General features: G+C 45.5%; 25 protein-coding genes and 1 tRNA gene. 7 read left to right on the forward strand and 19 right to left on the reverse strand.

The genetic code is table 11. The features are described 5' to 3' along the window. Positions 1–24: 24 nt before the first annotated feature. Together ACSYSK_RS08380 and cbpA are read left to right on the forward strand one after the other, a co-directional pair. The gene (locus ACSYSK_RS08380; RefSeq protein ID WP_491714683.1) at positions 25–993 is read left to right on the forward strand and encodes an L-lactate dehydrogenase; all 969 of its coding nucleotides are present in this window, start codon (positions 25–27) and stop codon (positions 991–993) included. 156 nt (positions 994–1,149) lie between these two features. Then, the gene (gene cbpA / locus ACSYSK_RS08385; RefSeq protein ID WP_491714684.1) at positions 1,150–1,785 is read left to right on the forward strand and encodes a cyclic di-AMP binding protein CbpA; all 636 of its coding nucleotides are present in this window, start codon (positions 1,150–1,152) and stop codon (positions 1,783–1,785) included. Positions 1,786–1,904: 119 nt separating this feature from the next. Here cbpA and ACSYSK_RS08390 read toward each other — a convergent pair whose 3' ends face one another. From ACSYSK_RS08390 to ACSYSK_RS08420, 7 genes are all read right to left on the reverse strand, one after another. After that, on the reverse strand, positions 1,905–2,288 hold the full coding sequence (locus ACSYSK_RS08390; RefSeq protein WP_491714685.1) for a type II toxin-antitoxin system PemK/MazF family toxin: 384 nt from the start codon (positions 2,286–2,288) through the stop codon (positions 1,905–1,907). A gap of 29 nt (positions 2,289–2,317) precedes the next feature. Then, entirely contained in the window at positions 2,318–2,560 is a 243-nt protein-coding gene (locus ACSYSK_RS08395) for a hypothetical protein (protein ID WP_491714686.1), read from the reverse strand. 22 nt (positions 2,561–2,582) lie between these two features. Then, on the reverse strand, positions 2,583–3,704 hold the full coding sequence (alr, locus tag ACSYSK_RS08400; RefSeq protein ID WP_491714687.1) for an alanine racemase: 1,122 nt from the start codon (positions 3,702–3,704) through the stop codon (positions 2,583–2,585). Next, positions 3,691–4,068 carry a holo-ACP synthase gene (gene acpS / locus ACSYSK_RS08405; RefSeq protein ID WP_491714688.1) on the reverse strand — a complete coding sequence of 126 codons (378 nt, stop codon included), beginning with the start codon at positions 4,066–4,068 and terminating at the stop codon, positions 3,691–3,693. Before acpS ends, alr begins: the two co-directional genes overlap by 14 nt. A 522-nt stretch (positions 4,069–4,590) precedes the next feature. Then, positions 4,591–6,078 carry a degradosome RNA helicase CshA gene (gene cshA / locus ACSYSK_RS08410; protein ID WP_491714689.1) on the reverse strand — a complete coding sequence of 496 codons (1,488 nt, stop codon included), beginning with the start codon at positions 6,076–6,078 and terminating at the stop codon, positions 4,591–4,593. 130 nt (positions 6,079–6,208) lie between these two features. Further along, positions 6,209–7,573 carry a UDP-N-acetylmuramoyl-tripeptide--D-alanyl-D-alanine ligase gene (locus ACSYSK_RS08415; RefSeq protein ID WP_491714690.1) on the reverse strand — a complete coding sequence of 455 codons (1,365 nt, stop codon included), beginning with the start codon at positions 7,571–7,573 and terminating at the stop codon, positions 6,209–6,211. Positions 7,574–7,966: 393 nt separating this feature from the next. Next, on the reverse strand, positions 7,967–8,398 hold the full coding sequence (locus tag ACSYSK_RS08420; RefSeq protein WP_491714691.1) for a GNAT family N-acetyltransferase: 432 nt from the start codon (positions 8,396–8,398) through the stop codon (positions 7,967–7,969). A gap of 130 nt (positions 8,399–8,528) precedes the next feature. Here ACSYSK_RS08420 and ACSYSK_RS08425 point away from each other — a divergent pair, with 130 nt between their 5' ends. Next, positions 8,529–8,663, forward strand: coding sequence for a hypothetical protein (locus ACSYSK_RS08425; protein ID WP_491714692.1), 135 nt, complete (start codon positions 8,529–8,531; stop codon positions 8,661–8,663). 90 nt (positions 8,664–8,753) lie between these two features. Here ACSYSK_RS08425 and ACSYSK_RS08430 read toward each other — a convergent pair whose 3' ends face one another. From ACSYSK_RS08430 to ACSYSK_RS08445, 4 genes are all read right to left on the reverse strand, one after another. After that, the gene (locus tag ACSYSK_RS08430; protein ID WP_491714693.1) at positions 8,754–9,560 is read right to left on the reverse strand and encodes a TIGR02452 family protein; all 807 of its coding nucleotides are present in this window, start codon (positions 9,558–9,560) and stop codon (positions 8,754–8,756) included. 161 nt (positions 9,561–9,721) lie between these two features. Beyond that, positions 9,722–10,426 carry an NAD-dependent protein deacylase gene (locus tag ACSYSK_RS08435; protein WP_491714694.1) on the reverse strand — a complete coding sequence of 235 codons (705 nt, stop codon included), beginning with the start codon at positions 10,424–10,426 and terminating at the stop codon, positions 9,722–9,724. Positions 10,427–10,447: 21 nt separating this feature from the next. Continuing rightward, the gene (locus ACSYSK_RS08440; protein ID WP_491714695.1) at positions 10,448–11,377 is read right to left on the reverse strand and encodes an IpaB/EvcA family protein; all 930 of its coding nucleotides are present in this window, start codon (positions 11,375–11,377) and stop codon (positions 10,448–10,450) included. Next, positions 11,374–12,639, reverse strand: coding sequence for a hydroxymethylglutaryl-CoA reductase, degradative (locus tag ACSYSK_RS08445; RefSeq protein ID WP_491714696.1), 1,266 nt, complete (start codon positions 12,637–12,639; stop codon positions 11,374–11,376). Before ACSYSK_RS08445 ends, ACSYSK_RS08440 begins: the two co-directional genes overlap by 4 nt. A gap of 112 nt (positions 12,640–12,751) precedes the next feature. On the opposite strand from ACSYSK_RS08445, the gene ACSYSK_RS08450 reads away from it, so the two are divergent. Continuing rightward, complete coding sequence (locus ACSYSK_RS08450) at positions 12,752–13,537, forward strand: substrate-binding periplasmic protein (protein ID WP_491714697.1); 786 nt, start codon at positions 12,752–12,754, stop codon at positions 13,535–13,537. Here the strand turns inward: ACSYSK_RS08450 and ACSYSK_RS08455 are convergent, their stop codons facing one another. The 3 genes from ACSYSK_RS08455 to helD form a co-directional block, all read right to left on the reverse strand. After that, positions 13,538–14,449 (reverse strand): Ppx/GppA phosphatase family protein, encoded by a 912-nt coding sequence (locus tag ACSYSK_RS08455; RefSeq protein WP_491714698.1) that lies wholly within the window; start codon positions 14,447–14,449, stop codon positions 13,538–13,540. Positions 14,450–15,008: 559 nt separating this feature from the next. After that, on the reverse strand, positions 15,009–16,025 hold the full coding sequence (gene trpS, locus ACSYSK_RS08460) for a tryptophan--tRNA ligase (protein ID WP_491714699.1): 1,017 nt from the start codon (positions 16,023–16,025) through the stop codon (positions 15,009–15,011). A 69-nt stretch (positions 16,026–16,094) separates the two neighbouring features. Then, on the reverse strand, positions 16,095–18,356 hold the full coding sequence (helD, locus tag ACSYSK_RS08465; RefSeq protein WP_491714700.1) for an RNA polymerase recycling motor HelD: 2,262 nt from the start codon (positions 18,354–18,356) through the stop codon (positions 16,095–16,097). A gap of 148 nt (positions 18,357–18,504) precedes the next feature. Between helD and ACSYSK_RS08470 the strand changes: the two genes are divergently transcribed. Next, positions 18,505–18,577 (forward strand) — tRNA-Thr (locus tag ACSYSK_RS08470). 76 nt (positions 18,578–18,653) lie between these two features. Here ACSYSK_RS08470 and ACSYSK_RS08475 read toward each other — a convergent pair. Then, entirely contained in the window at positions 18,654–19,328 is a 675-nt protein-coding gene (locus ACSYSK_RS08475; protein ID WP_491714701.1) for a histidine phosphatase family protein, read from the reverse strand. A gap of 53 nt (positions 19,329–19,381) precedes the next feature. Then, on the reverse strand, positions 19,382–20,656 hold the full coding sequence (locus ACSYSK_RS08480; RefSeq protein WP_491714702.1) for a cation:dicarboxylate symporter family transporter: 1,275 nt from the start codon (positions 20,654–20,656) through the stop codon (positions 19,382–19,384). 512 nt (positions 20,657–21,168) lie between these two features. Here ACSYSK_RS08480 and spxA point away from each other — a divergent pair. Together spxA and ACSYSK_RS08490 are read left to right on the forward strand one after the other, a co-directional pair. After that, entirely contained in the window at positions 21,169–21,576 is a 408-nt protein-coding gene (gene spxA, locus ACSYSK_RS08485) for a transcriptional regulator SpxA (RefSeq protein ID WP_491714703.1), read from the forward strand. 167 nt (positions 21,577–21,743) lie between these two features. Continuing rightward, entirely contained in the window at positions 21,744–22,490 is a 747-nt protein-coding gene (locus ACSYSK_RS08490) for an adaptor protein MecA (RefSeq protein ID WP_491714704.1), read from the forward strand. 237 nt (positions 22,491–22,727) lie between these two features. Here ACSYSK_RS08490 and ACSYSK_RS08495 read toward each other — a convergent pair whose 3' ends face one another. The 3 genes from ACSYSK_RS08495 to ACSYSK_RS08505 form a co-directional block, all read right to left on the reverse strand. Beyond that, positions 22,728–23,654 (reverse strand): WxL domain-containing protein, encoded by a 927-nt coding sequence (locus ACSYSK_RS08495; RefSeq protein WP_491714705.1) that lies wholly within the window; start codon positions 23,652–23,654, stop codon positions 22,728–22,730. 216 nt (positions 23,655–23,870) lie between these two features. Then, positions 23,871–25,124: a Fic family protein gene (locus ACSYSK_RS08500; protein WP_491714706.1), complete on the reverse strand. Its 1,254-nt coding sequence runs from the start codon at positions 25,122–25,124 to the stop codon at positions 23,871–23,873. A gap of 198 nt (positions 25,125–25,322) precedes the next feature. Further along, on the reverse strand, positions 25,323–26,357 hold the full coding sequence (locus tag ACSYSK_RS08505) for a WxL domain-containing protein (protein ID WP_491714707.1): 1,035 nt from the start codon (positions 26,355–26,357) through the stop codon (positions 25,323–25,325). Positions 26,358–26,515 lie beyond the last annotated feature (158 nt).

Here is a 26,515-nt window from a genome sequence, read left to right on the forward strand (position 1 = left end):
TTTAAGAAAGGAAGAGAATTTAGTATGTCTACCAAAAAGTCACAAAAAGTTATCTTAGTCGGTGATGGTGCCGTAGGTTCCAGTTATGCTTACGCTATGGCCCTCCAAGAAATGGCAGAAGAGTTTGGGATCATCGACGTTGTTCAAGAACGGACCGAAGGCGACGCTCTCGATTTGATCGACGCTACTGGTTATACCTATCCTAAAAGGATTTATTCCACGAACTATTCCGACTGTGGCGACGCCGATCTAGTTGTCATCACCGCTGGTGCCCCGCAAAAACCCGGCGAAACTCGCTTAGACCTCGTTAACAAAAACCTGAAGATCCTTTCAACGATCGTTAAGCCGATCATCGCCTCTGGTTTCCAGGGAATCTTTTTAGTAGCAGCTAACCCCGTAGATATTTTAACATATGCTACCTGGAAATTCTCCGGTTTTCCTAAGGAACGCGTCTTAGGTAGTGGGACTTCGTTGGATACTTCTCGTTTGCGGGTCGCTTTAGCCGACATGACCGGTATCAAGGATCCCCGTTCAATGCATGCTTATATCATGGGCGAACACGGTGACTCCGAATTTGCAGCCTTCTCAGCTACCACACTAGGTGGGGTGCCGTTAATGGACTGGGCTAAAGAACACAACGTAACGATGGCCGACCTAAAACAGATCCAAGAAGAGGTTAAACATAAAGCTTACAACATTATCGACAAAAAAGGTGCTACCTACTACGGTGTTGCTAGTGCGTTGACCCGGATCTCACGCGCTATTTTGCGTGATGAAGATACGATCTTACCCGTTTCCACTTACATGGACGGACAGTATGGACTGCATGATATTTACATCGGTGCTCCTGCCGTCGTTAACAGCAACGGGATCAAGCAAGTCATGGAAATTCCGTTAAACGACGAAGAAAACGCACAAATGACAAACTCTGCTAAGACGCTGAAAGAAATTTTAGATAAAGCTTTCGCCGATTTCGCAGCTAGTCAAAAATAAATTAAGTTAAAATAACATTAAAATTAAGCTATCTCCGGGCACGGATCGGGGGTAGCTTTTTTAAATTCATCCCCAATTTACAGCATAAAACTAACATTAGAATCAATGATATGGTATGATTAAATTATTAGTAGACTGAAGTAAGGATGAAATATTATGTTATTAAAAAGTTTGATCAAACCTAAAAGTGAACTGACTACGATCGATGAAGACGCTACTTTGGAAGAGGCGTTGCAGATCCTAGAATCTTCCGGCTACCGTTGCGTACCGATCCTCGATAAGACCGGCCAGATTTTTCGCGGTAACATTTATAAGATGCATATTTACCGTCATAAATCGCGGGGCGGCGACATGCAACTTCCAGTTACCCACCTGTTAAAAAACGCCACGAAGTTTATCTCGATCGACTCCGCGTTTTTCAGCGTCTTCTTCACGATCCGCGACCTGCCTTATATCACGGTACTTGACGAAAATAACCGTTTCTACGGGATCTTAACACATAACCGGCTGTTAGAAATGCTCTCGCAGTCTTGGAACGTTAATATCGGCAGTTACGTGCTGACCGTCGTTTCCGGTTCGGAACGCGGTGATCTGGTCGAAATGTCCAGGATCATCACCAAGTATACGGCAATTTCTAGTTGTATCACACTAGACGTTAGAACGCAAGACATGGTCCACCGCACGATGTTTACCCTCCCGGCAGATGTCTCGCACGAAAAACTGCAAAAAATCGTCGCTAACTTAGAACGCAAGAATTTTAAGGTGCCAGAAATCGAGGACTTACAAGCCTAATAAATATAATAAAAGAGGAGTTGGGACAAAAAGCTAACTGTTTTTTGTCTTAACTCCTCTTTTCAATTTTTCTCTCTGTTAGTTTACCAGCCGAATGCCTCTTTTCTCCTCTGCCTCACTTAATTTTTCTTTTTACGCTTATTATGTATAACAGCTAGACCTACGCTAACCTGCAATGCATGGTTGATCAATTCCATATTCTGTTGGTCTAAATGCATGATTTTTTCTTGTAAACGCTGCTTATCGATCGTTCTGATCTGTTCTAATAAAACCACCGAATCACGCTCTAGCCCATTTTTAGCATGCTTCAGACTAACATGAGTCGGCATCTTAGGCTTAACGATCTTAGAAGTGATCGCCGCGATGATCACGGTCGGACTGAAACGATTACCAATATTATTTTGGATGATCAATACCGGGCGCATTCCGCCCTGCTCGGAGCCCACTACCGGCGAAAGATCCGCATAATAAATGTCTCCGCGCTTAACTTCTTTTTCACCCATTAACTCCCTCCTTTCTCTTTTTTAGTAAATTATTGATTCACGGAACCAAACTGACAATCACAATCACCATCACAAGGTAGAAATTCTTGGCAGATCTGTTTGTTTAGACTCGCCATTTCACAATAACCGGTCACCAGCTCTTGCAAAGTTTGTTCGTTTTCCTCGATATAATTCAAAGCCAGCGGATCATCCGACACCGTTTGCGGATCGATCGCATAGTAATCACAATAAATTTTCAACCAACTTTGATCTGGCATTTTTTCCACCTGCATGACGACTCCCCCATTCTTTAAATTAAACGCGCCGGATATACCTGCGTGGTATTCTTTCTCCTAAATTGCACGTGATCTCATAGTGGATCGTGTGCGCGTAATCGGCCACATCTTGCACTGAGATCCGCTGGTCTTGACTTTGACCGATCAATACTACCTGCGTGCCGACACTAAATTCGTGCGGTAAACGGATCATGATCTGATCCATGCAAACGCGGCCAACGATCTCACACCATTGTCCCGCAACTAAGACCTTGAAGCCTTGCATTCTGCGCAACCAACCATCGGCATATCCGATCGGTACGGTCCCGATCCATTCAGCTTGTTTAGCGGTATACGTTTTACCGTAACCGATCCCGCTGCCGGCACTAACTTGTTTGACAGCCACCAGTTCACTGACTAGACTCAACGCCGGTTGCAACTCAAACGGTAACTCGATTTGTCCGCCCGACGGGTTCATCCCGTACATACCGACACCGTAGCGAACTAAATTACCGGTCCCCCCGTGCCATAAAGTAGTAGCGGTGTTAGCAACGTGGACGTAACGCGGACGCTGGGGCAAAGCAGTTAGTAACTCGTTAAACTTAGTTAACTGATAGTCAAAATACTCGGTCTGCGGGGAATCGGCCGTAGCGAAATGCGTAAAGATCCCGGCAAAATCAAACTCTCGCGGATAAGCCGCCAAAAAGTCCGCCGCTTCTTTGAGCTTTGCAGCGGTCCGAAACCCGATCCGTCCCATCCCTGTATCTAACGCCAAGTGGACGGACAAACGCTGATTATGCGTGGCCAAGATCTCCTGGGCGGAACGCAAAAAATCCAGTGTATCAACGGTCAACGCCAAATTATTTTGCGCACAAACTAAAGCGGTTTTAACGGGATTAACCCCCAACACCAAAATTGGAGCCGTAAGCCCTGCTTGGCGCAAGGCCAACCCCTCGTCGATCAAGGCGACACAAAAACCAGTCGCACCCGCGTGCAACGCCGTTTGCGCCACCGGTATTAAGCCGTGCCCGTAAGCATCGGCTTTAACAACGGCAAATAATTCTTGTCCTGCCTTTAAGTGAGCGATTGCACTTTTAACGTTAGCAGCGATTGCAGCTAAATCGACGATCACTGCAGTTTCACGCAGATTACCTTTTACCATCACGATCATCCTCTAAAATTACTTCAGCCATCACCAATTCACGAGTATGCGAAAGCGAAATGTGGGCCCGAGCGGTTTTGCTCAATGGATGCTTGGTCACCTGGGGACGACCAGACTCCTCATCCAACACTTCGATGTCTTGCAGTCCTAAGGCCTTGCCAATCCCCGTGCCGTAAGCTTTGCTGTATGCTTCTTTAGCCGCGTAACGTCCACCTAAAAATTCAATTTGGCGGTGATTTTTCAGTTGTGAGAAAACAGCAAATTCCTGTGCAGTCAAAACTCGCTGCGCAAAGTGTGGATTCTTGTCTTGTGCGCGTTTGATCCTTGGCAATTCAGCCAAGTCGATTCCTAAGCCTAAGATCATATTTCGCCTCCATCAATATGCTTATTTTAACAAAAATATTAATTTTTGTTTAGTATTAAGCAAAGTTTTTTATTTTCAAGCTGCGAGGCTAGCCGGTTAGCAGTCGTGGACTAAGGGCACGACGGAATAAATCCTGTACTTGGATTTGTTTTGTCGTGTGCTTAGGGCCCTAGACTGCTGGCTTGTCGAGCGTAATTAAACCAAGCTGCAGAGCAAAGCGCATAGCAGTTGCGAGCTAGCCTAGGCCAACGAAAAAGTCTGGACTTGACTTTTCGTTGGACGTAGCTAGATCAAAACTGTTGCTTTGCGGAGCGCAATTAAACCAAGCTGCGGAAAGCGGCGTTTAGCAGTCGAGCACTAGCCTAGTTTCAAAGTAAAACCCGCACTTGGGTTTTATTTTGAAACTAGGCTAGCTTTTTAGAGCACGATCAATCTATTGCTTACGGAAAACAAAAAGGGACTGGAACAAAACAAAGTTTTGTCCCAGCCCCCTGATTTATTTTCTGTTCAATCCTATCATGCTTAAACGTGGCCGCGAATCGTGTATTTACGGCGTTTATCATTATGACCACGTTGTTTGTTGTGGCTATAACCACCCTTTTTGTTGCCATAACGGTGGTTACCACCGCCATAACTGCCACGCCGCCGGTTGCCGTGATAATTACCACCGCGACCCCGGCCTTTTTTATGTGGCAACGGCCGTTCCGGCGTGATCTTGACCGGCACGTTGCTGGCGTCGTCTTTAGTTAACTCATTAAGCAAAGCAGCCGCAATCTGTTCGGGCGTATACTTAGTTAACAATTCTTCAGCCTGTTGTTCGTATTTAGCGGCATCAGCGTCTTCTACCAGATCCTTAACGGAAGCAAAAGCGGCAGAAACCTGACCGATAAATGCTTCTTGCTCGGTCGGCGGCTTGAGCGGTGCCATCCGTTTTTTGGTCAAACGTTCGATCACCCGCAAGTAATCCATCTCGTTTGGCGTTACAAAAGTGACGGAAACGCCGTGATGACCGGCACGTCCCGTTCGCCCGATCCGGTGAACGTAACTTTCCGGATCCTGCGGAATATCATAGTTATAAACGTGAGTGACCCCGGAAATATCCAAACCACGGGCGGCCACGTCGGTCGCTACTAAAATATCCAGCTTGCCGGCCTTAAACTTATTCATGATCGCCATCCGACGTTGCTGCGTCAAGTCACCGTGGATCCCAGCAGCATTGTAGCCCCGGGCTTCCAATCCCTTCGACAGTTCGTCTACCCGGCGCTTGGTCCGCCCAAAAATGATCGTCAGGTCGGGAGCTTGCACGTCGATGATCCGGGTCATCGTATCAAATTTTTCGAATTCACGGGCCCGAACGTAGTATTGATCTACTAGGTCAGTCGTTAATTCCTTGGACTTGATCTTCACGATCTGCGGTTCGGTCATAAACCGTTCGCCAATTTTTAAGATCGGCGCCGGGATCGTAGCTGAGAATAACAGGGTCTGGCGTTTGTCAGGAACTGCGTTAATAATGGCTTCGATATCGTCTAAAAAGCCCATGTCTAACATTTCATCGGCCTCGTCTAACACCAAAGTCTTAACGTGACTGAGATCCACGGTACGCCGACGAACGTGGTCCAACAAACGACCAGGCGTTCCCACCAAAATTTGCGGCGGATTTTTCAGATTTTGGATCTGACGCCGAATGTCGGCACCACCGTAAACAACCTGCACTTTACCGCGCTTATCTTTACTTAACCGAAATAATTCTTCTTGCGTTTGGATCGCTAATTCACGGGTCGGCGAAATCACGACGGCCTGGATCTCACGTTTAGTCGCATCGATTTCTTGAATTACTGGCAAACCAAAAGCAGCGGTTTTACCCGTTCCTGTTTGCGCCTGACCGATCACATCGTTTCCCGCTAATACCAAGGGAATCGTCTGTTCTTGGATCGGAGTCGCTTCCTCAAAGCCGCTACGTTTAATTGCCTTTAAAATGGCTTCATCTAAGCCAAGTTCACTAAATTTCAAATATCTTCCTCCTAGGCTGGTTTCGGTTTGCAATTTGGCATTCACCACCGAGCCCAGTCGGAATTTTGCCACCTTGCAAAGCAATCAGTATCCTTAAAATGCTATCACCTTTAAATTATTAAAGCAAATATTACAATTCCGCCAACACTTTTTCCAAGTGGATCCCGTGGCTGCCTTTCAATAATACTAAGTCCTCAGCCGTCACGGCTGCGCTCAAGTCCGCACTTAGCTGCGGCAGTTGTTCTTGCGTATATAAATGAATCTGTGCGGGAGCAAACTTAGCGGTCAACGCCTGAGCTAAATGCGCCATCAGCGGACCGCATAAATAAACGGCCGCGATTTTTTGCGGGTCGATGTCACTGCTCAAAACGGCGTGCATTTGGGCGCCCGCTGCCCCTAATTCCAGCATGTCTCCTAAAACAACGATCCGTTTTCCCTGAGTTTTGACTTCACTAAAAGCGGCCAGTACCTTGTGCGCGGCAGTCGGGTTAGAATTATAAACGTCACTTAAAATTCGTTCGCCTTTCTTGCCAGTCAGCCACTGCGTCCGGTTGGCGGTCAGTTCCACGTCTTTAAGTGCCTGAGCCATCTGAGCAGCAGGCAATTCAAAAATCCTTCCCACACTCAAAGCGGCTAACGCGTTAGTAACGTTGTAGGTGCCGATCAGGGGGATCTCAAACGTCACTGCAGGAAAAGCTGGGACCTCAAAGGTTGTTTTAGTCGCTTGTCCCACAATATTTTCAGCCACCAAATCGGCCCCTGACTGTAACCCGAAAGTTACTTGGTTTAACTCGATGTCTTGGACCCGCTCACGCAACAGCGGCTCATCGCCGTTATACAACAAGAAGCCATCTTCTTTAACGCCGTGAGTGATCTCCATTTTGGCATCCGCGATCTTATCTCTGGTCTTGAAAAACTCGATGTGCGCCTCACCGATCATCGTGATCACCGCGACGTCTGGCTGGACTAATTTAGATAAATGATCCAGCTGCCCAAAATGATCCATTCCCAGTTCGACCACCAAAATTTCCGTATTAGGCTCCATCGTCAAACACGTCAGGGGGACCCCAATTTCGTTATTAAAATTAGCGGGGGTTTTATGTACCCGAAACTGAGTGCTTAAAATAGCGGCCACCATGTCTTTAGTGGTAGTTTTGCCGTTGCTACCCGTGATCGCCACTACTTTAGGATTGATTTTGACTAAATAGTAATTACCTAAACGTTGCAGTGCCACTAACGTATCCGGGACGACTAAACAGGGCATAGCGGTGACAGTCACGGGATGATCTTCCTGCCACAAAGTCGCTAAAGCACCGTTAGCCCGGGCGGCTTGAACGTAATCATGACCATCGTTAGTTCCCAGCAGGGGAATAAAAAGTGCTCCTTGTTGAACCTGACGCGAATCAAAGCTCACACTTGTGATCGTGATCTTCTCCCAGCCTGGTTGAACTTCGAGTTGTAAAGCTCGGGCAATTTCGGCTAATTGCATCTTCATTAATTGATCTTCCCTTCGCGAAGTTAGAACAAAAGAGTTGTTATCAAACTAATTTCCTGTCTCTTACGTTATTTAAAAGCAGAATTTTCCTAGTCTCATTTAATCACCGCAAATTATACCATAAACACCACAGCAAGGATCAAAGCGCGGCGCTAGCGGTAATTAAAATCAAGAAAAAAAGCCGGGCAATTGCCCGACTTTACACGGTACTTATTCACATAAGTAAAAAGTAAATTCTTCACATAAACTCACTTTAGACACACTGCAATTCCGGCAGTCATCGTGTCCCGCAAAGCTGACCATTAAGTGCAACAGCACAACAACTAAGTTGCCTGGTCAAACTCGACTCATCGCACCTCTTTATCATAAACCACCCGGCGGTAAAATTGCAAGTTAGAGTTTTTTATCCATCCGGTGGTGTTTGATCCCCGCATCTAAAAATCCGGGACCGACAACTTGGTAGCCCTGTTTTAAATAAAAGCCCTGTGCCTGGTCTTGTGCTCCTAAGGTTAATTTAGTGATCTGATAATCAGGCGCTTGTTTTTCAATTTCTTGTAACAGGCGCGCGCCCAGCTTATTTCCGCGCTGCTCTTTTAAAACTGCAACACGTTGGACGTGCCAAACGCCGGGAGTTTCCTCAATAACTCGCGCCGTAGCCACTGGTTTTTCGTTTAAATAAGCTACAAAATACAACGGGCCGTCTTCGTTTACCACTTCATCTGCAACGGCGACACCTTGTTCTTGAATAAAAACCGTTTGCCGGAGCTGTAACGCGTCTTGGTAAATAGTAGAAGACAGGTCCTTAGTAGTTTTGATCGTTAACACCGCCAACACTTCCTTAAGCTCAAATTAGTAACCGATTTCTGATTGAAATTAAATTTTAAAAAACTATAATTAAGTTAAGGAGTAAATGGTTACTCCCTGACCACGTTTGTGAGAAAAGAGGCGAAGGATTATGGGTAAGAAATTAAGCAAAGAGGAACGCAAAGCGATGGCACGTAAAGCGATGGAAGACCGAGCTAAACACCCGAAGGATTCCAAAGAATCAGGCTTCGCTAAACTCGATGAAGCAGCTAAACGTTTGAGTTAGTCAGCTTCAGCTCACCGAAAAAAGGGACTAAGACCAATCGTCTGAGGCCTCTTTTTTTAGTGCCGTTTTTAGTGCGATCAGCGCCGCGCCCTAACCTACACTTTCTTTTTTACATAATAATTCTTGCGCGAAAATCCTTTGGACCGGTTCGTTTTCCAAGATATCAAAATAAATCTGGTCAAACGCCCCCAAAAATTCCGGCAGTGCCAAAATTTTAGCAAACAAACTAGCGACCAACCGCGGATCGTTGCCAAACACCCCACAGCCAAATGCCCCTAAAATTAAGTTATCCACTCCTTCGGCCTTAAACAAGCGCAGTGTCCGTAAAATTTTATCGGCGATATCAATTTCTAAGTGACTGCGACTCACCGGCAAGCCTGCCATTTTCATCCGGGTCACGTTGGGCGCCGCCACCGAAACTACGTCCACGTATTTATAATGATTAGCCAGTCCCGACTCGTGCTGGTCACGCAAAATTTTAACGTGACTAGAATAGATCAGTGAACGGCTATAGTAGTAACCATTATTATTCTGGCGGTTTTTGTGGTAATACGTCGTTTTAAATTTTAATAATTCGGGATACAAAAAAGAATTACGACAAATGCATTCCTCTTGGGCATCGACCCCGTCTTGAAACCGGCCTCCCGGTTCGACCGGACTAGCAAAGTTCATGACCCCGACTCTTTGGTCGGCGGCAAATTGCTGGATCCGGTATAACAAATTTTCATTGCGCACCTCGATATGTGCGTGGCTTTCCCCTACTGGGGGTAACGGTTGTGGTAAATGCGTGACCAGCATCGAATGTTGGTGCAGCGCAGTCATCTCGACTTGGTATAAATTAAGCGCCTTGTGTCCTAAGGCGCGCCTGCGAGCCACCGCAGCAGCCTGCGTTTCCATGCCCCCGCCTCCTAAAATGATAATTATCACATTTAATTAGATTTTAACTAATATAAGATGATAACATAGCGAAGCAGAATTAATCAAGCTGTAGCAGTTGCAAGCTAGCCTAGACCAAAACTGCTGCCTTGCGCAGCGCGATTACGAAAAGCTGCGTAGTGCTAAGCAATCGTGACCTGTTCGAATTCCTTGACCGCGTCGTTTAAGATCATCGTGCCGTTAGCCGGCAAACTGATTTTTTCCTTATTGACCGCCACCAAATGAGCCTGCGGTTTGGCATACGAGATCAGCCCAGCAAACGGGTAAACAACAAACGAAGTCCCAACGACTACGATCAAATCGGCCTGACTGACGGCTAAAACAGAACGCTTCAAGCGCGACTCGTCGATCGGTTCTTCGTATAACACGATCCTGCTGCGCAAAGTACCGCCGCAATCTTGGTGATACAAACTTTGCTGGTAGTCCGCAAGTGTTACCGGCTGGCCGCATTTTTGGCAGTAAAAGTCATATAAATTACCGTGAAATTCGATCAAATTGGCCGGTTTGGCTCCCGCCTGACCGTGCAACCCGTCGATATTTTGGGTGATGATCACCGCATTTTTCTTCTGGGTGAACTCCGCCATCTTTTCGTGGATCACGTTAGGCTTGGCGTCCGGATACAACATACTATTCTTAACGAATTCGTATTGTTTTTCCGGTTCTTTTTGCAAACAAGTATGGCTCAACAAGTACTCCGGCGATTCTTGGCCCGCATATAAGCCGTTTTTAGAACGGTAATCCGGGATCCCCGAGGCCGTCGACACTCCGGCACCCGTCATAAAGACGATCTGGCCAGCCGCATTTAACAAATCATTTAGTTCTGTCATTTCGCTCCTCCATTCTTCACGTTAGCGTAAAACATAGGAAACATTCAAAAGATCTAGCGCCTGCTTAACGGTCAGCGCGTAGAATTTTTTAAATGCGATTTCTTGATTACGGTGAACTACCGGCATCACAAATGAATTCTGTGCATCGGCCTGGTAGCGCACTATGTATTCCGAATTAGTCCGCGCCTTAAAATTCGTATGGTAGATCTCAAACACCTGTGACAATTGCAAGCGCAACTGTCGTTTACTCAATACCGGAGACAGGCTGATAAACTCGTTAAAGCCTAATGGGAAAAACGGCTTGATCTGTGCGTCAAAATTGCGCCATAGCTTAACGATCGCCGCTCTGATCTTTTGCGGGCCGGTCAATTTCACGACCAGCAATTCCTCGTACAAACTCTGGGCTACCCGGTAGGAAAACGGGTATAGTTGTGCCAACTTTTCTTGCACCGCCGTTTGTTTAGTCGTCAATAAGACCAGTAGATCCAAGATCTTCACGATTCGCAACAAAGACCAGCCGTCGGGTTTTTCCTCCGGCTTCAATTGGGCCAAAACACCCTTAAAGCATAATTCTTCGTCGTTTTCGGTCAGTAAACCTAAACTTCTTTGCTGCTCGTAGATTTGGCGGTGTAAAACCGTGTCGTATAATTCCACGCCCAGCCCCATTAGCTGCTCATCGTCTTGCTTTTTACCCGTCGTCAGGTTAAAACTCAACTGCGGCACCGCCGTGAACCGAGTTAACAGGTGTAACAACTCGTGGGCGACGGTATAATCAGGCGAAGTCAGGTCGCTGATCACCAATTCGATAGCGTCAGCGCGCTCATTGATCTGTGCTTGCTCGCTAGACAGCCAGCCGCTTTCTTGGTCTTGGTAAGTCAGTTTGATCGGCTTACCCGTTTTTTCTTCCGCCTGTTTTTTCAGGTCTTCAACTGCTGCTTTTAATTTGATCACTGTTTTTCCTCCCGTATTTCTTGTAAAATTTGTCGGGCCACCGTTAAATTCGGGTGGTCGTGATGGCGCAAGCGCGTTAGTAAAACCGGACTTTCGCTCGCATTAGCCCCCGCCGTTTTGACTAGCGACTTTAACTGTAAGTTCATGTGCCCTCTTTGAATGCCCTCGGTCACGAGCGCCAGTAATGCCGCTAAATTTTGGGCCAGACCCACGCTGACTACGACCTGTTCTAATTCACGCGCGTCTTTGGTCCGGCGTAACTGCTGGTTGAGCGCGACTAAAGGAACGATACCGATCGAGCCGCCGACGGTCCCTAAGGGTAGCGGCAGCGTTAATTTACCCGTTAAAAACCGGCCGTCTGTTTGCCACTGCGCTAAGCCTTGGTACTGACCGTTACGCGCTGCGTATGCGTGGGCTCCGGCCTCAACGGCACGCCAATCATTACCACTGGCTAAAACGGCCGCATCCACACCGTTCATGATCCCCTTATTGTGAGTCGCGGCCCGGTAAACGTCCAACTGCGCCACCCGACTAGCCTGTGCGATCTTACGTGCGACCTGTACGCCAGAAAGGCCAGCTTTAGCCAGCATTGTGACCGGTAACTTGCAGGTCGTCGTTGCGAGACATTCGGTTGCTAGGTTAGATAAAATGCTAAATAAAACGTCTTGCTGTAATTTTTCCTGCAGCGTTTTTCCCACTGCCTCTAACATGGTATTCAGCATGTTAGCGCCCATCGCCTCTTTGGTATCGACCAACAAATCGACACTCACCAGGTCCGGTGCCAAGACCCGCGCCGTGATCTGCCGCGGACCGCCCCCGCGTTTGACGATCGTCGGGTAGGCCTGACGCGCTACTTGTAATAACGTTGGTGCCAGCTGCGTGATCTGTTCTTGTAGCTTAGTAGCTGCGGTCACATTTTCCAACACGACTTGCCCGCGCATCAACCGCGAAGTCGCCTGCGCGCTAAATCCTCCCGCCTGTTGTACGAGTTTGGCGCCGTGACTAGCGGCCGCGATCACCGAGGGCTCTTCGGTCACCAGTGGAACCAAGTATTCCCGTTGATTGACTACCAGGTTTAACATCAGGCCTTCTGGCAGTTGATACTGGGTAATAAAATTTTCGATCTGCGTTTCTCCCAAGGACGGTGTGAGCGCATTTTGGCGTAGCAATTCACTTTGAGACGCGGTCAGCTTACCCTGATCTTCCAGTATCGCTAGCCGTTGCGCCCATGATTTACGGTAAAATTTAGTAAAGCCTTGCATCCTGATCCCCACTTCTGGATTATTTTTTATTCTCTATTATATAATAAGGAAAAATGGGGCGAAACTAAACCGAACCAGTTTTTGGCCCCGCTTGATGAAAGGAAATTTTACCGTGAAAAAAAAACAATTATTCCTGTTACTATTTTCTGTCCTCACGTTTTTTCTGGTAACACGGCCACAGGTTAGCGCTCACAGTTTGACGGTCGGCGTTTTGCAAAATAACCCGCCCTTTAGTACGCAACAAAAACACCCGGCGGGCGCCGAAGTTCAGTTAGCCCGCGACTTGAGTGTCCAACTCAAGCGTCCGCTCAAACTAACAACTGCCACCAGCCAAAAACAACTATTGCACCGGCTTCGTTCTCACCAAATCGACTTAGCACTGGGACAATTTGAACAACACCAGCTACCAACTACTTACCATACCTCGCAGCCGTATTTTTACGTCCCCAACATGCTGTTACGCCAAGAAAACGGCTCTTCCAATTCGTTAGACAAACTCGTCAACAAAAAGGTAGGGATGCTACAAGACGGCCGCCAACACGCGCTACTAGCCCAACTCCAAGAAAAGCCCCGCCGCTACCCGACGATCTCTGCTTTATTAGCGGCATTAGCTGCCAAACAAGTCAAAGCCGTCATTTTAACGGATTACCAGTACGCTAGCTACACCAAAAACAAACCGGAGCTAGTGCAGGCCAAAGACCCAAACGACCCGCAGCAAAAATCCCAGGTATTAAAACAAATCAGTGACCCGCTGATCACTAACCAAGAAATCGTCGCGGTCGCAAGTCACGCTAAATTAGCTAAACAAGTCAACAACGCACTCGACGCCCTCACGGCTAACGGCAAATTAGGTTTGTTGTCACAGCACTACTTTGGTAAAGACATCACCAAACAGTGATCACTTATCCTGCAACATGGAAACTAACAGCCCTTCGCGGACCCCGGTGGCAGAAAAATAAACTTCCGCCACGCGGTACTGTTCGATCAACATCACGATCGGAGTGAGGCCGCCAATAATGATATCAGCGCGTTCCGGTTCTTCTTTAAGTTGAGCCGCACGCGTTTTTTGGTCCTGTCCTAACCAGCGCGCAAAAACCGTCACAAAATCATAGGCAGACATTTTTAGTCCGTGGAGCTGTTGGTCGCTAAAACTGACGCGCGCCACCGTGCGGTTAGCACCACCCAACAAAACCAGCGGGTAACCAGTCCCCTCTTGTAGCCACGGCAGCTGGGAAAATTTGTACCAGATAAAACGTTGCAGCGCAAAAAAATCCTGCGTACTGATCTTGTCATGTGCGTGAAATTTTTCGCTCAAAGTCACCGCACCATAGGGAATGCTGATCAAATTTACGGCCTGACGCTTCTGAACTAACACGAGCTCACAACTGCCGCCACCCATGTCACAGATCAAGCAGTCGCGCAGACTAAAAGACTGCATCACGCCCAAATAATCGTAGTAAGCTTCGGCACTGCCCGAAAGGACTTCGACGTCAACACCGGTCAACTTTTTAACGCGGGCCAAAAAATCGGCGCTATTTTGTGCATTACGCACGGCGGCCGTGGCGATCCCGCGCAATACAGGATGCTTTAACTGGCTGTATTCGGTTTTGAAACGAGCTAAAGCGGCCAACGTTTTTTGCATGGCTTCTTCTTGTAAAATTTGGCGACCGTCGGGTTGGCGCATTCCCGCAGACAGGCGGGTAGTCTCCTTACAGCGTTTGATTTCGGTAAACGAACCCGTATCATCGAGTTGATTGATCGCCATTCGTGTCGAATTAGAGCCTAGGTCTAAGATCACCAAAGTTTGCACAGTTTTTACCTCGTCTTTAGATTTAGGAAACAAACTAAAAGGATTCTGAGTTAATTAATACTAACTATTGCTATCTTAATTTGTTTGCAAGGACAGTGCAAGGAAAAATTAATCAAGCTGCGGAGCAAAGCGAATAGCAGTTGCGAGCTAGCCTAGGCCAACGAAAAAGTCTGGACTTGACTTTTCGTTGGACGTAGCTAGATCAAAACTGTTGCTTTGCGGAGCGCAATTATAACAAGCTGCGGAAGCTGGCGCTTAGCCACCGAGGATTAACCTAGCTAGAAAATAAAGCCTGCACTTAGGCTTGGTTTTTTAGCGTAGTTAAACGTAGGCGGCTGCCAGCTGGAGCGCAATTAAACCAACTGCGCAACAAGAGGACTATCCTAAAACAAAAAAGGCCGGAACAAAACAGAGTTTTGTTCCGGTCCCATTTTTAGTTTCCGTAAATAATAGACTGAGCAGTTTGTGCCTAGCTACGTTTCAAAATAAAACCAAAGTACGGGTTTTACTTTGTGCCTAGGCTAGTGCCCAACTGCTAACCGCTTTTTTCCTATCTTCATCAATCAAAATAATTCACGCCGATCGCCGCACGAACTTCCGCCAGCGTTTGGTTGGCCACCTCGTTAGCCGCCTGACTGCCCTTCTTGAGCATCTGATAAACTGCAGGCATGTCTTTGGCATAATTCTCACGCCGTTTTCTGATCGGTCCCAGCAGGTCCTCTAAGACGGTCACCAAGTACTGTTTGAGCTTAACGTCACCCAAGCCGCCGTGTTGGTACTGTTCCTTTAGCCGCGCTACTTCGCCTTGATCCGGCGCAAAAACGTCCAAATAAGTAAAGACCGTGTTGCCCTCAATTTTTCCCGGGTCTTCTACGTGAATGTGCTCTGGGTCGGTGTACATCGACATCACTTTTTGCCGTAGGGTATCCGCGTCATCCGCCAGGTAAATCGCATTATTTAACGACTTACTCATCTTGGCGTTCCCATCTAACCCAGGAAGCCTCCCCGAACCCTTCTGCGGGAAAACTCCTTGCGGCTCGACTAATACTTCTTTGCCGTAGATCGAATTAAACGAACGCACGATCTCACGCGCCTGTTCGAGCATCGGTTCTTGGTCGTCGCCCACCGGTACCAAATTAGCCTTAAAAGCCGTGATATCAGCTGTTTGACTAACGGGATAAGTGAAAAAGCCCGCTGGTAACGAGCGTTCAAAATTTTTCTGCTGAATTTCGGCTTTGACCGTCGGGTTACGCTCCAAACGAGAAACGGTCACCAAGTTTAAGTAGTACAAATTTAGTTCGGCCAACGCCGGGATCTGTGACTGAATAAAAATATGTGATTTAGCCGGATCAAGGCCTACCGCCAAGTAGTCTAGTGCCACCTGGCCGACAGAATTCCTGATCTTTTGCGGGTCACGCGCATTATCAGTCAGTGCCTGCTGGTCGGCGATCATGATAAACGTTTCGTATTTTCCCGTTTCCTGGAGTTCCACCCGGTTTTTGAGGGAACCAATGTAATGCCCGATATGTAGCTTGCCGGTCGGGCGATCGGCTGTTAAAATTACGTCTTTTGTCATCTGAAAAATTCCTTTCTGTCATCTCTACTATTAAGCTTACCCCAAAATCGGGCTTGCGACCACAACGAATCAGCGCACCAACTGAGTTTCCAGTGCGTATAATTGCGGGTCTACCTGTTGCAGCAGCGGCGTAGGCTCCCCGACACTTACTAATATCAAGTGGTGCATCGCCCGGGAACAGATCGTGTACAAAATACCACGCATATCTGCGTTCGGGTATTTTTGCGCGGAAACATCGCTAACTACCACGCTGTCAAATTCTAACCCCTTCGCCAAATAGATCGGCAACAAGGCCACCCCCTGAGGCAAAGCCCGGTCGCTGTCTGCCAGCAAAGTCACGGGCAAACGGTGCCGTAACTGGGCGTAAAGTCGTTTACTTTCCGCCATATTCTGCGTGATCAACGCCACGCTGTCGTAGTGTTCGAGTTCCTTTTTTAAATGGCGTTCCAGCACAGACAGTGCTTGTTGTGCGTTAGTTAAACATAACAGCGGCACGGGACCGGGGCGATTAAAGGCCTGAATTTGTTCTCCCTTAGGCAACAACGCCTTCATAAAATTAGTGATCTGTAAGGTGGCGCGATAACTCTTGGTCAACGCGACCAGTTTTTGTTTGCGCATATTTAATGCCGTCGCCAAATCTTGCAGCAACTCCTGCGGGCGACTGGGAGCAAAGTACAGTGCCTGCTCGCTATCACCCAATAACGTCAGTTTGGCGTTACAAAAGACAAATTTTAGGTAAAACAGCTGGGCTAAAGTATAGTCTTGCATCTCGTCGATAAACAAATAAGCGATCGCATGATTTTGCCCGCTGCCCGTCAACAAATCGCGTAAATACAACAACGGCGCACAATCATCCCACGCGATCTTATGGTACTCTAATTCAGTGGCAAACTCCGGCGCACTTTTGGGTAATACCTGCTGTAAAAAGTGCTCGTATTGCTGGTAGCTATCGAAGAAATAATTGTTGGTCAGCGCGTCTGCGATCACGGCGTAGCGTTTTTTAGCCAGGAGCTTCCCCAACGCCAAACGTAACTGATCGTCAGAACTAAAAGGCTTTTGGGGCAACTTAGCTTCTAATACTACGTATTTGTCAGGTGCCAGGTTGTCGAGCTCGTCTTGGATCTCATCGCTAGTAGCCTGTTGGTCGATCTTGTGTTGTAACCACTTGAACAACTGCTTTTTGAGGGCCGCAAAACGTTGCGCGGGAGCCATCGCTACGGGTAACTGCGCGTAAAATTGGCGCATCTGCTCTGCACTAAAGATCACCTCACCAGAAAGAGAAACGTCGGTAAAGCAGAGCTGCTGAGCACTAAGGGACGCGGCGTAATCCTCGATTGCATGCATAAAATCCGTCGTTTGTTTTGCCTGACTCACCTTTTTTTGCGCAGGAGTCATTTGACTTTCGTAGCGTTCAAATAAGGTCTCGACGTGCAGTCCTTCCAGCCGGCGGGTAAAAAACTCACTCAAAGTTACTTGGCGCATATTACGCTCGCCTAAACTGGGCAAAACGTCCGAAATGTAGTGACTAAATAACAAGTTGGGCGAAAACAACACGATCTGATCGGCAACCAGTTCGCTGCGGCTATGGTAGAGCAAAAATGCGATCCGCTGTAAGATAGCCGACGTTTTACCGCTGCCCGCTACGCCCTGAACCAGCAATAAGTCGCTAGTTGTATTACGAATAATGTCGTTTTGTTCCTGCTGGATCGTCGCTACGATATTTTTCATATACTCATCGCTGTGCTCGTTAAGCACACTTTGCAACAGCTCATCGCCCACCGTTTCGTTCGTGTCGAACATGTTTTTGATCTGACCGTGGCTGATTTTAAACTGACGCTTCTTCAGTAACTCGGCTTGCTGCTGGCCGCCCGGAGTGTCGTAAGCGACTTGGCCTAAGGTGCCGTTATAGTAAATAGAAGAGATCGGGGCCCGCCAATCATAGATCAAAAAATTTTGCTGCTCGTCCGTCAAAGAAGCAGTACCGATATACAGCGTTTCGTTATCCGCTTCGCCGCGTTCGTGAATATCAATGCGGCCAAAGTACGGCGAATCTTTTAAGTCCTTGAGCGTTTCCAGTTGCTTAGCCAAAATATTTTCGGTCTGTACATTCTTGGCGACTAATTGCTTTTGCTGTTGAACTTCGGCGTTAGTTTCGATGCGGTCGTCGACTTCAAAGGTATTGATCTTCGCGTTTTGCCCGTAATTTTTTTCCACCGAAGAAGTTTCGGCGTGGGCCCGCTGGTATTCCTTTTCGGTCACCAATGTTTTTTGTTCGATTTGCTTGATCACATTAGTAACACGTTTTTGTTCCGCTTGTCGTTCAGTACTCATTTAAAACCTCCTGCGCGTTTGTTCCCCGTTTTTCTAACCATAACACAAAGCCCGCCAAATGTCAGACTCCAAAATAGCAGCGCTTAAAAATTAATCCCTTGCAAATCCATCATAGGTATAATATAATGTTTAGGTGCTTAAAAGACATGCCGTTTTAGCTCAGTAGGTAGAGCATCACCGTGGTAAGGTGGGGGTCGCCGGTTCAAATCCGGCAAACGGCTTCACTTAAAAAGAGGAGATTGGGACAAAAGTCATTTTTGTTCCGATCTCCTTTTTTAGTTTCCGTAAGTCATAGACTTAATCGGCTTGACTCGCAGCCTCGTTGTAGCTAACTACCTTAATCTTACCATCCGTCAGCTGCAGGCGCGTTAAACTGCCGTTGGCCGGCCGCTCGCTCAGATCGTATTTTCCCGGTGCAAAACGTTCCATTAAACTCAACAGGGTATTGCCGTGCGAGATCACCAACACGTTATCGCCATCTTGTAACTGCGGCGTAGCGGCGATCAACGCAAATCCCTGGTCGACGCGCTGCCAGTACTCTTCATTATTTTCCGCCAAATGGAAGGGATCAGCTTCTTTTAGCCAGTCTTTAGCCGTCGCCACCGAATGCTGGCTGACGATCTGCGCAAAAGTCTTGGCCCCGTGAGGAGCGCCTGCCAAATACCATGCCTGCGCCATGTCAGTGCCCTCATAGTAGCCGTAAAACTCTTCACGTAACGCGGAGGTGGCTTGAGCCTGTTTGATCGACGACACTTGATTAGCCGCTAAAATCAGCTCAGCCGTATTTTGTGCCCTAGTCGTATCCGAACAAAAGGCAGCGGCAAATTTAACTTGGGCCAACCGCACGCCGGCTTGTTTAGCGTCGGCGATCCCCGCTTCGGTCAACGGTGAATTACTCCACCCCTGCAATTTATTGAAAATATTATAGTAAGTCTGTCCGTGACGCACCAAATAAAGGTTCAACGTCTTCACCTTGATCACTTCCTCGTCTCAAGCGTACTGCTATTTCACGTCTTTTACCACCACTATTTTAAACTGTCGTAGTATTTTTGTGATTGCTGTTCGTCGAACTCATTTTCCGACTTACCCACGATCAGGGTCGCTAACGAATTGCCAACCACGTTGACCGCCGTCCGACACATATCTACCAACCGGTCGATGCCCGCGATAAACGTCAAACCCGAAACCGGGACGCCGATCGTCGACATCGTTGCGAGCAAGACCACAAAAGAAGCGCCAGAAACCCCGGCCATTCCCTTGGACGTGATCATCAACACCAATAGCAACGTTAGCTGTTGGCCGATCCCCATGTGAATGTGATAAGCCTGCGCCAAAAATAACGCCGCTAGCGACTGGTAGATCGCAGAACCATCTAGGTTAAAAGTATAGCCAGTCGGGATCACGAAAGAAACGATCCCCTGTGACACGCCGTATTTTCCCATCTTGTCGATGATCCGCGGCAAGGTCGCTTCAGAACTCGAAGTCGAAAATGCCAGCACGATCTCGTCTTTGATCAGTTTTAGTAAATGACCGAAGTTGATCTTAAATAACTTCGCCACTAAACCCATGACCACCAACACAAAAAAGATCATCGTCGCGTAAACTAGGACGATAAAGTAACCTAGAGGAGCCAAAGCAGAAAGGCCCATCTGTGCGATCGTCGCCCCGATCAACGCACAAACTCCGATCGGTGCGGTGTTCATTACCCAGTTGGTGACCTTAAACATGACTTCAGACACGGCCTGCAAAAAGTCGATAATGATCTGTCCTTGTTTGCCGATCGCAGCTACTCCTAAGCCAAAGAAGACCGAAAAAAAGATCACCGGTAACATATCGCCGGTTCCCAAAGCCTTGAAGAAGTTGGTCGGGATAATGCCCATGATAATGCCCCAAATGCTATTATTACTCTGCGAATTCTTAGCCGTTTGCATGTACTGACTAATATCAGAACTATGTAAAGCGTGGATATTGATCAGGGTCCCGGGGTGAAAAACGTTAGCTACTAACATCCCTAACAAAATCGCGATCGTCGTCATGACCTCAAAGTAAACGATCGTCTTGATCCCCACTCGCCCTAGTTTTCTCATATCACCGATATTAGCGATCCCGACCGTTAAACAAGAAACCACGATCGGCAAAACGATCATTTGAATCAGGCTGATAAACATCGTCCCGATATTTTGCATCGCCGTGATCGCCATTTTATTTTGGTAAAAAATCACTCCCAAAATGATCCCTAAAGCTAAACCGATCATGATCTGCCAGCCTAAAGAAAGACGCGGCAACTTTTTTCCTTTCATATTGATCCTTCTTTCTCTACTATTATTTTTTTATTTTACACCATTTTCTCTAAATTAAAAAATGAACTATTACGCAGAAATTGTAGTTTATTGTGGCAAAAGACGAATTATTACACTAAATATAGCAACTTTATTCATGATAAAGCGGTAATATTAAAAAATACCAGCAATTAAATGAGTGTCTTTCTCATTTTACTGTTAAAATCCCGGACATTATTTTAGCCGCAAAAATTTTGGCTCCTTACTGGACCAAAATAAATTTATATGTTGCGCAATATATAAATTTTAGCTTTATTTTTATATTAACAAAAACTAATAATAGTTTGAAATTTTCATGTAATTCCAAACAGCTTAAACAGCTATTTAACAACCATTAGTACAAATAATGGTGAACTTTACACTAAATTTTCTGAAAAAACATTTGAAAAAAGGTTTCATTTATTTAAAAAAAGTGTATAATTAAAAATGTAGAAAATGTATTGCAATGGCTTAACTATTAAGGAAGTGTTGAGATGGTTACATTATATACATCACCAAGTTGTACTTCTTGTCGTAAAGCTCGCGCCTGGTTAACTGAACATGATATTCCCTTTACAGAGCGTAATATTTTTTCAGAGCCATTAAGTGTGAATGAAATTAAAAGCATTTTACAAATGACCGAAGATGGAACCGAAGAGATCATCTCCAAGCGTTCCAAAGTATACCGCGATTTGAACATCGACTTAGACGAATTACCTTTACGTGATTTGTTTAAACTGATCCAAGATAATCCCGGTCTCTTACGGCGTCCGATCATTATGGACGAAAAACGCCTGCAAGTCGGCTATAACGAAGACGAGATCCGGCGGTTCTTGCCGCGTGAAGTACGGGCAATGGAACTCCAGAATTTAAAAAGAGCACAGGCTTTAGCTGGGTTCTAAGCAGCAAGGCCCCACGAAAGGAGGGCTTGAGACGAGATATTTGTCTCAGGTCCTTTTTTGTTGCGCTAGACAAACGTGATTACTACTAGAATTCTGCCATTATTGGTGCTACAATCAACCTAATCGGGGTAGTACTGCAGTGTATTCTGCAACGGAGGCGCTCATAGATGAAGATGGAAAAAATTAATGATAATACGATTCGTGTTTTACTTGAAAACCAAGATCTAGCAGATCGCGGGATCACCGTCTTAGATTTATTAGGCAGTCAAGACGAGATCGAGAGCTTTTTTTACAGCATTTTAGACGAGGTCGACGTCGATCATGAATTTCGCGATATCGATGCGATCACTTTCCAAGTACTGCCTAGCCGCAATGGCTTAGAGCTTTTCATTTCTAAAGTCAATGATGAAAATGCAGACGGCTCGTTGGCAGCTAACACGCCGCACGATAGCGCCACTCCCGCTGAGATCAAAAAAACCTTGGATCAGTTGAATACTAACAAATTCGGTCTCAACGATGATGTCGCTGCTTATATTAAGGACAACTTAAATCAGCACCGCACTAAAGCAACGCCTAAAAAGCCGGCTACGCAACCGAAACCGCAGCATACACACGCGGTGATCGAACACCATTTAGTGCTATTTAACGACTTCGAGGATTTTTTGTGCTTAGCGCGCACCTTGGTTGAACAAAATGTTAATCTTTTTGCGTCATTATATTTGTTGGAGCATAAATATTATCTAGACTTAGTGTTCGACAAAAACGAAATCTCCACCCAGCAGATCAATGACTTGTTGGGTTACGTTTACGAATACGGCCAGCCGGTATCGTTTGGCGTTGCCTTATTAGAAGAACGCGCTCGACAAGTTGTGGCCCGCGATGCCCTAGACTGGGCCGTCACTTATTTTGATTAAAGTCGCGTCATTACAACGTAAATATCAAAAAGGGCTGGGACAAAACCAAGTTTTGTCCCAGCCCTTTTTTGTTTTCCGTAAGTAATAGACTGATCGTGCTCCAAAAAGCAGCAGTTTGCGCCTAGCTACGTTTCAAAATAAAACCAAAGTGCAGGTTTTACTTTGAAACTAGGCTAGTGCTCGACTGCTAAGCGCTTTTTGTCCCAACTCCTTTATTTTTATTAACCCTCATTAAAATTAAGGAGTATTAGCAAGAATCCAATTCAAAGTTGCTTGGTATTGCCCCTTTTGTGCTCCTACGGAGTTACCAGCAGGAACATTTAAGTGGACTACCTGGTCAACGTCAAAATCCGCAGCTTTACGGGGATCTTTTTCACCAGCAGGCTGACTATAATACGAATTCCCCCACGAAATAATCGTAGAACCTATTCCATTGGTAGAAGCATTAACAGCAGCAGGCGCACTCATAATCTCCGTAGCAGAGGTTTGAACCGTGCCGTCAGCCTGTTCAACTGGTTCAGCTAGGCTAGCTTCATTTTCCTGGGATTGTACTCCCGTAGACGTAAATGAACTAATTTCTCCTTGAGGAATCACGATTACCAGTCCATCCAAAGTCTTATTAGTAAGATTACCCGCGGCGTCTAATTTAGTAAAATCCTTGGTTTCTTCGACCGATAGCGTCCAACCCGTCGGGTTACCGCCCCGGAGATCAGTTACCTGCACAAAAGGCGAACTATACATACCAAAAGTCATGTCCTGCTGACCTGCAGGAAGTCCAAACCACTGCGGCTCACCTGCTGGAGCAGTAACTGCATTGCTTCTGATCAGTTGTCCCATCGCCGGAATCTTTTGTGACAAACTACTATTATCAACGTCGCCAAAGTTAAAATTCGAAGCGAAATCAAGCGTCAATGTTTTATCCGTATTCGCACTCGCGGGCGTTCCCGTGGCACCCTCTAGGTGATCCGCATCATTAGGGATAACGTGCGCTTCGTCCGGGTACCAGGGATTAATAATCTGATTAGGCTGGATATTATTACTAAAAGTAACACCGGGTTTGGTTGTATAAGTAGCCGTATCATCAGCCGTCGCGTTCATGACGCCACTAGCAAATAACCCAATTGCGGCTACAGCAGTCGTAATTATTTTGTATGATTTACTCATTATAAACCTCCCCCCAGTTATATTATGAGATTTTTACCTATTACGCCATCATGACTATTCAACATCTTTATTTTAACTTAAATCGTTGGATAATTTCATGTGTAAAAGTACTTTTTTATTAAAAAAAGTATTTTTTTAGTAATTGGCAACTCTATCTTCGTCCTAGAAAAGACTACATATTATCATTCAAAGAAATAACCGGAGTCTCAAGACATTTTATTGCTCTATTCCAATGAATTGCAAAAATTCAGCCGTCAAAATTCTTTTTAGCGGTCTTTTTTTAATTGTTTTTATCCAACCACGTTCTTCCAACCGGTCTAAATTACTACGAACACTATTGGCAGAAATATTATCCCTTTTTTTAAACAATTTTTTCAGTGATTCATCAGCAATGCTTCCGTCTATATCATTAAATAAATATGCTTGAGAATAAACGGATAAAATTTGCTGTTCCGTCCGTTCTGGTATTAATTTTTGCAATTGTTTCTCCAAAAAATTAAACCTTTTTTGAGATAAATGCAACCTTTCTAAAACATACTTTTGCCCAGCAACTAAGTATTTTAGTAAAGAAATTACAAAAAAAGTGATTTCGCCATAGTTTTTAGGATTTTCAACTTCTGCAAATTCTTTATAATACCTGCTTTTTTTCAAGTTGATTTGATAAGACAAACTAATTGCCGTATAAGGATCAACCTTTTTGGCAATATAACTGCAAAAAATATACCGACCTAGCCTACCATTACCATCATAAAATGGATGAATATATTCAAAATAATAATGAGCAACACAGGCTTTTAAAATGGCATCGAATTCATGACAATTAATAAACGATAGCCAAGCCTCCAACTGTTCGCTAATTTCTTCTTCGCTTTCTTTAGGAAGATGAACGGTTTTTGTTTTGTTACCTATTCTCACCAAACTATTTCTAAAGAATTTTCCGTCAGGCAATTTTTTCTCGGATATTTCACCTTGCAATAAAAAATCATAAAGCTCGCGAATATTTGCTAAAGATTCTATCTTATTAACTTTTCGCTGTCCAATCGAAAGATACATTTTAGCAAAAGATTGAAATCTGACACTTTTTTTGACATTATTAGCATTGTCGATGGCATTATTGATTTCTTCAGTCGTTGAATAAACATTTTCAATATCATTTGTTCCCTTGATTTCCTTATTCAACAATTGAGCAAAAAATTGCCCACTAGCAATTCCCGGTAATTCAGCAATTATTTTTTGAATTTTAGCAGAATTATCCCTAACTGCACTTAGCAAAGAGTTATAAGTAGGTATAGGTACTAAAAAAAGCCAGTATTTAGCAGACAGTCTAATTTGCTCTTTTTTATCTATTGGATTGATCACTAGCGGAAAATTAATAGTACCATAGCCATGAAGTCTTTTATCCAGTTCATCGTCAATTTTTTCTCCTGGATGTTCATAGGAATAAATTCTTAAACTTCTATAGTTATCCATAATTTAACCTCATTTTTAATTTTTAATCCATTTTACTATATATAAAGCTAAAAAACAGCATTTTTTACATTAATAATTAAGCAAATAAAAAATAAATCAAAAAATCGCCAAAAATGAGATATAAATTAAAATGTCAGCTATTAAAAATAGCCCAGTAAGTGCCATTAGCATTTACTAGACCAAAAATAACTATCTTAATCAACTATTATTCGGGCCGGTGATCAAAGTCCACGTCAAAGTAGCGACGTAGTGTTCCAACCCAGTGATTCCGTTAGCGTTACCACCGGGAACGTGCAGGGTCACCTGTTGTCCCGTAGCGTCCAACGCGGCGCCAGACTTAGTGTGCGCATCAGTAATATTGCCATCACCCAAATCATTCGGGCGGTTAGCGGCGGGCGCACCGGTTCGTTGATTGTAAAGCAAATTATTATCGTTAGCGATCATCATGCCATCACCACGGGCGTTAACGACTCCCCAACTAGCAACCGTCAGCCCACTGCCTTGACCTTGGGCGGCCGACATCACGGAAACCTCGTGGTGATCGCCGTCAACCATGCCGCCATTATCGGAAACGGCTAACAAATTATTAGTATAAGAAGTTACTAGGGTCCGCGGAATATTGATCCCGACTCCCCTTAACACCTTCGGATTTTTCAAAACATTACCAGCGGCATCACTTTGAGTAAAGGCTTGACTCATCTTGACGTTTAAGTGCCAACCATCCGCACTCCCACGCAAATCACTGACTTGAGCAATATTAGCGCCATAATGATGGTACGGCAAATTAGTAGTTGGATATTCTCCAGCCGCGTTATAACCTAATCCCTGAGCCACGATGTTCTGACTGACCGGGGAATTATTGATCTGTTTAAAGATAAACGGGGAAATATAATCAATACTAAGGTCTCCATCTCGATTAACACTAGTAGCCGAGCCACTATTATTAGGAGATGAATCTGGTACACGACCACCACCGGAAATATTGTTTACGTTGTTAGGAATTACGGGACCCGCCTCCGGTCGGTTAGGATCAACGACAAAAACCGGAGAATCTGTCCGACTACCGGTAAATTCTATTCTTGCCTCCGTTGAATAAGAATCCCGGTCGTCAGTAGCAGTTCGGATTACCTCACCATTTTGGTCTACTACCACGGCACCGACGTTACTACCAGTGCCCATCAATATTCCAGCCGCAGCTAAAGTTGTTATGAGTAATCTTGTTGGTTTTACCATATTAACTTTTTCCTCCCTGCGGGTTAAAACTTAATTAATTATTAACTTTTGTCTGTTCTAATCATCTATCATACATGTCTACTTTAACTCATCTACCCATTATTATCTATACAAAAAGGTACTTTTTTCGCGATAAAAGTAACAAATCGGAATTAAAG

It is taken from the genome of Ligilactobacillus sp. ESL1201 (genome assembly GCF_058503265.1).

Excerpts from the sequence above, each read along its gene's own strand:
- trpS (WP_491714699.1), bottom strand. The coding sequence starts at position 16,025 with ATGACAAAAGACGTAATTTTAACAGCCGATCGCCCGACCGGCAAGCTA.
- ACSYSK_RS08505 (WP_491714707.1), bottom strand. The coding sequence starts at position 26,357 with ATGGTAAAACCAACAAGATTACTCATAACAACTTTAGCTGCGGCTGGA.
- ACSYSK_RS08435 (WP_491714694.1), bottom strand. The coding sequence starts at position 10,426 with ATGACAGAACTAAATGATTTGTTAAATGCGGCTGGCCAGATCGTCTTT.
- spxA (WP_491714703.1), top strand. The coding sequence starts at position 21,169 with ATGGTTACATTATATACATCACCAAGTTGTACTTCTTGTCGTAAAGCT.
- ACSYSK_RS08495 (WP_491714705.1), bottom strand. The coding sequence starts at position 23,654 with ATGAGTAAATCATACAAAATAATTACGACTGCTGTAGCCGCAATTGGG.
- helD (WP_491714700.1), bottom strand. The coding sequence starts at position 18,356 with ATGAGTACTGAACGACAAGCGGAACAAAAACGTGTTACTAATGTGATC.
- ACSYSK_RS08395 (WP_491714686.1), bottom strand. The coding sequence starts at position 2,560 with ATGCAGGTGGAAAAAATGCCAGATCAAAGTTGGTTGAAAATTTATTGT.
- alr (WP_491714687.1), bottom strand. The coding sequence starts at position 3,704 with ATGGTAAAAGGTAATCTGCGTGAAACTGCAGTGATCGTCGATTTAGCT.
- ACSYSK_RS08490 (WP_491714704.1), top strand. The coding sequence starts at position 21,744 with ATGAAGATGGAAAAAATTAATGATAATACGATTCGTGTTTTACTTGAA.
- ACSYSK_RS08500 (WP_491714706.1), bottom strand. The coding sequence starts at position 25,124 with ATGGATAACTATAGAAGTTTAAGAATTTATTCCTATGAACATCCAGGA.
- ACSYSK_RS08445 (WP_491714696.1), bottom strand. The coding sequence starts at position 12,639 with ATGCAAGGCTTTACTAAATTTTACCGTAAATCATGGGCGCAACGGCTA.
- ACSYSK_RS08430 (WP_491714693.1), bottom strand. The coding sequence starts at position 9,560 with ATGGAAACGCAGGCTGCTGCGGTGGCTCGCAGGCGCGCCTTAGGACAC.
- cbpA (WP_491714684.1), top strand. The coding sequence starts at position 1,150 with ATGTTATTAAAAAGTTTGATCAAACCTAAAAGTGAACTGACTACGATC.
- acpS (WP_491714688.1), bottom strand. The coding sequence starts at position 4,068 with ATGATCTTAGGCTTAGGAATCGACTTGGCTGAATTGCCAAGGATCAAA.
- ACSYSK_RS08480 (WP_491714702.1), bottom strand. The coding sequence starts at position 20,656 with ATGAAAGGAAAAAAGTTGCCGCGTCTTTCTTTAGGCTGGCAGATCATG.
- ACSYSK_RS08415 (WP_491714690.1), bottom strand. The coding sequence starts at position 7,573 with ATGAAGATGCAATTAGCCGAAATTGCCCGAGCTTTACAACTCGAAGTT.
- ACSYSK_RS08380 (WP_491714683.1), top strand. The coding sequence starts at position 25 with ATGTCTACCAAAAAGTCACAAAAAGTTATCTTAGTCGGTGATGGTGCC.
- ACSYSK_RS08425 (WP_491714692.1), top strand. The coding sequence starts at position 8,529 with ATGGGTAAGAAATTAAGCAAAGAGGAACGCAAAGCGATGGCACGTAAA.
- ACSYSK_RS08390 (WP_491714685.1), bottom strand. The coding sequence starts at position 2,288 with ATGGGTGAAAAAGAAGTTAAGCGCGGAGACATTTATTATGCGGATCTT.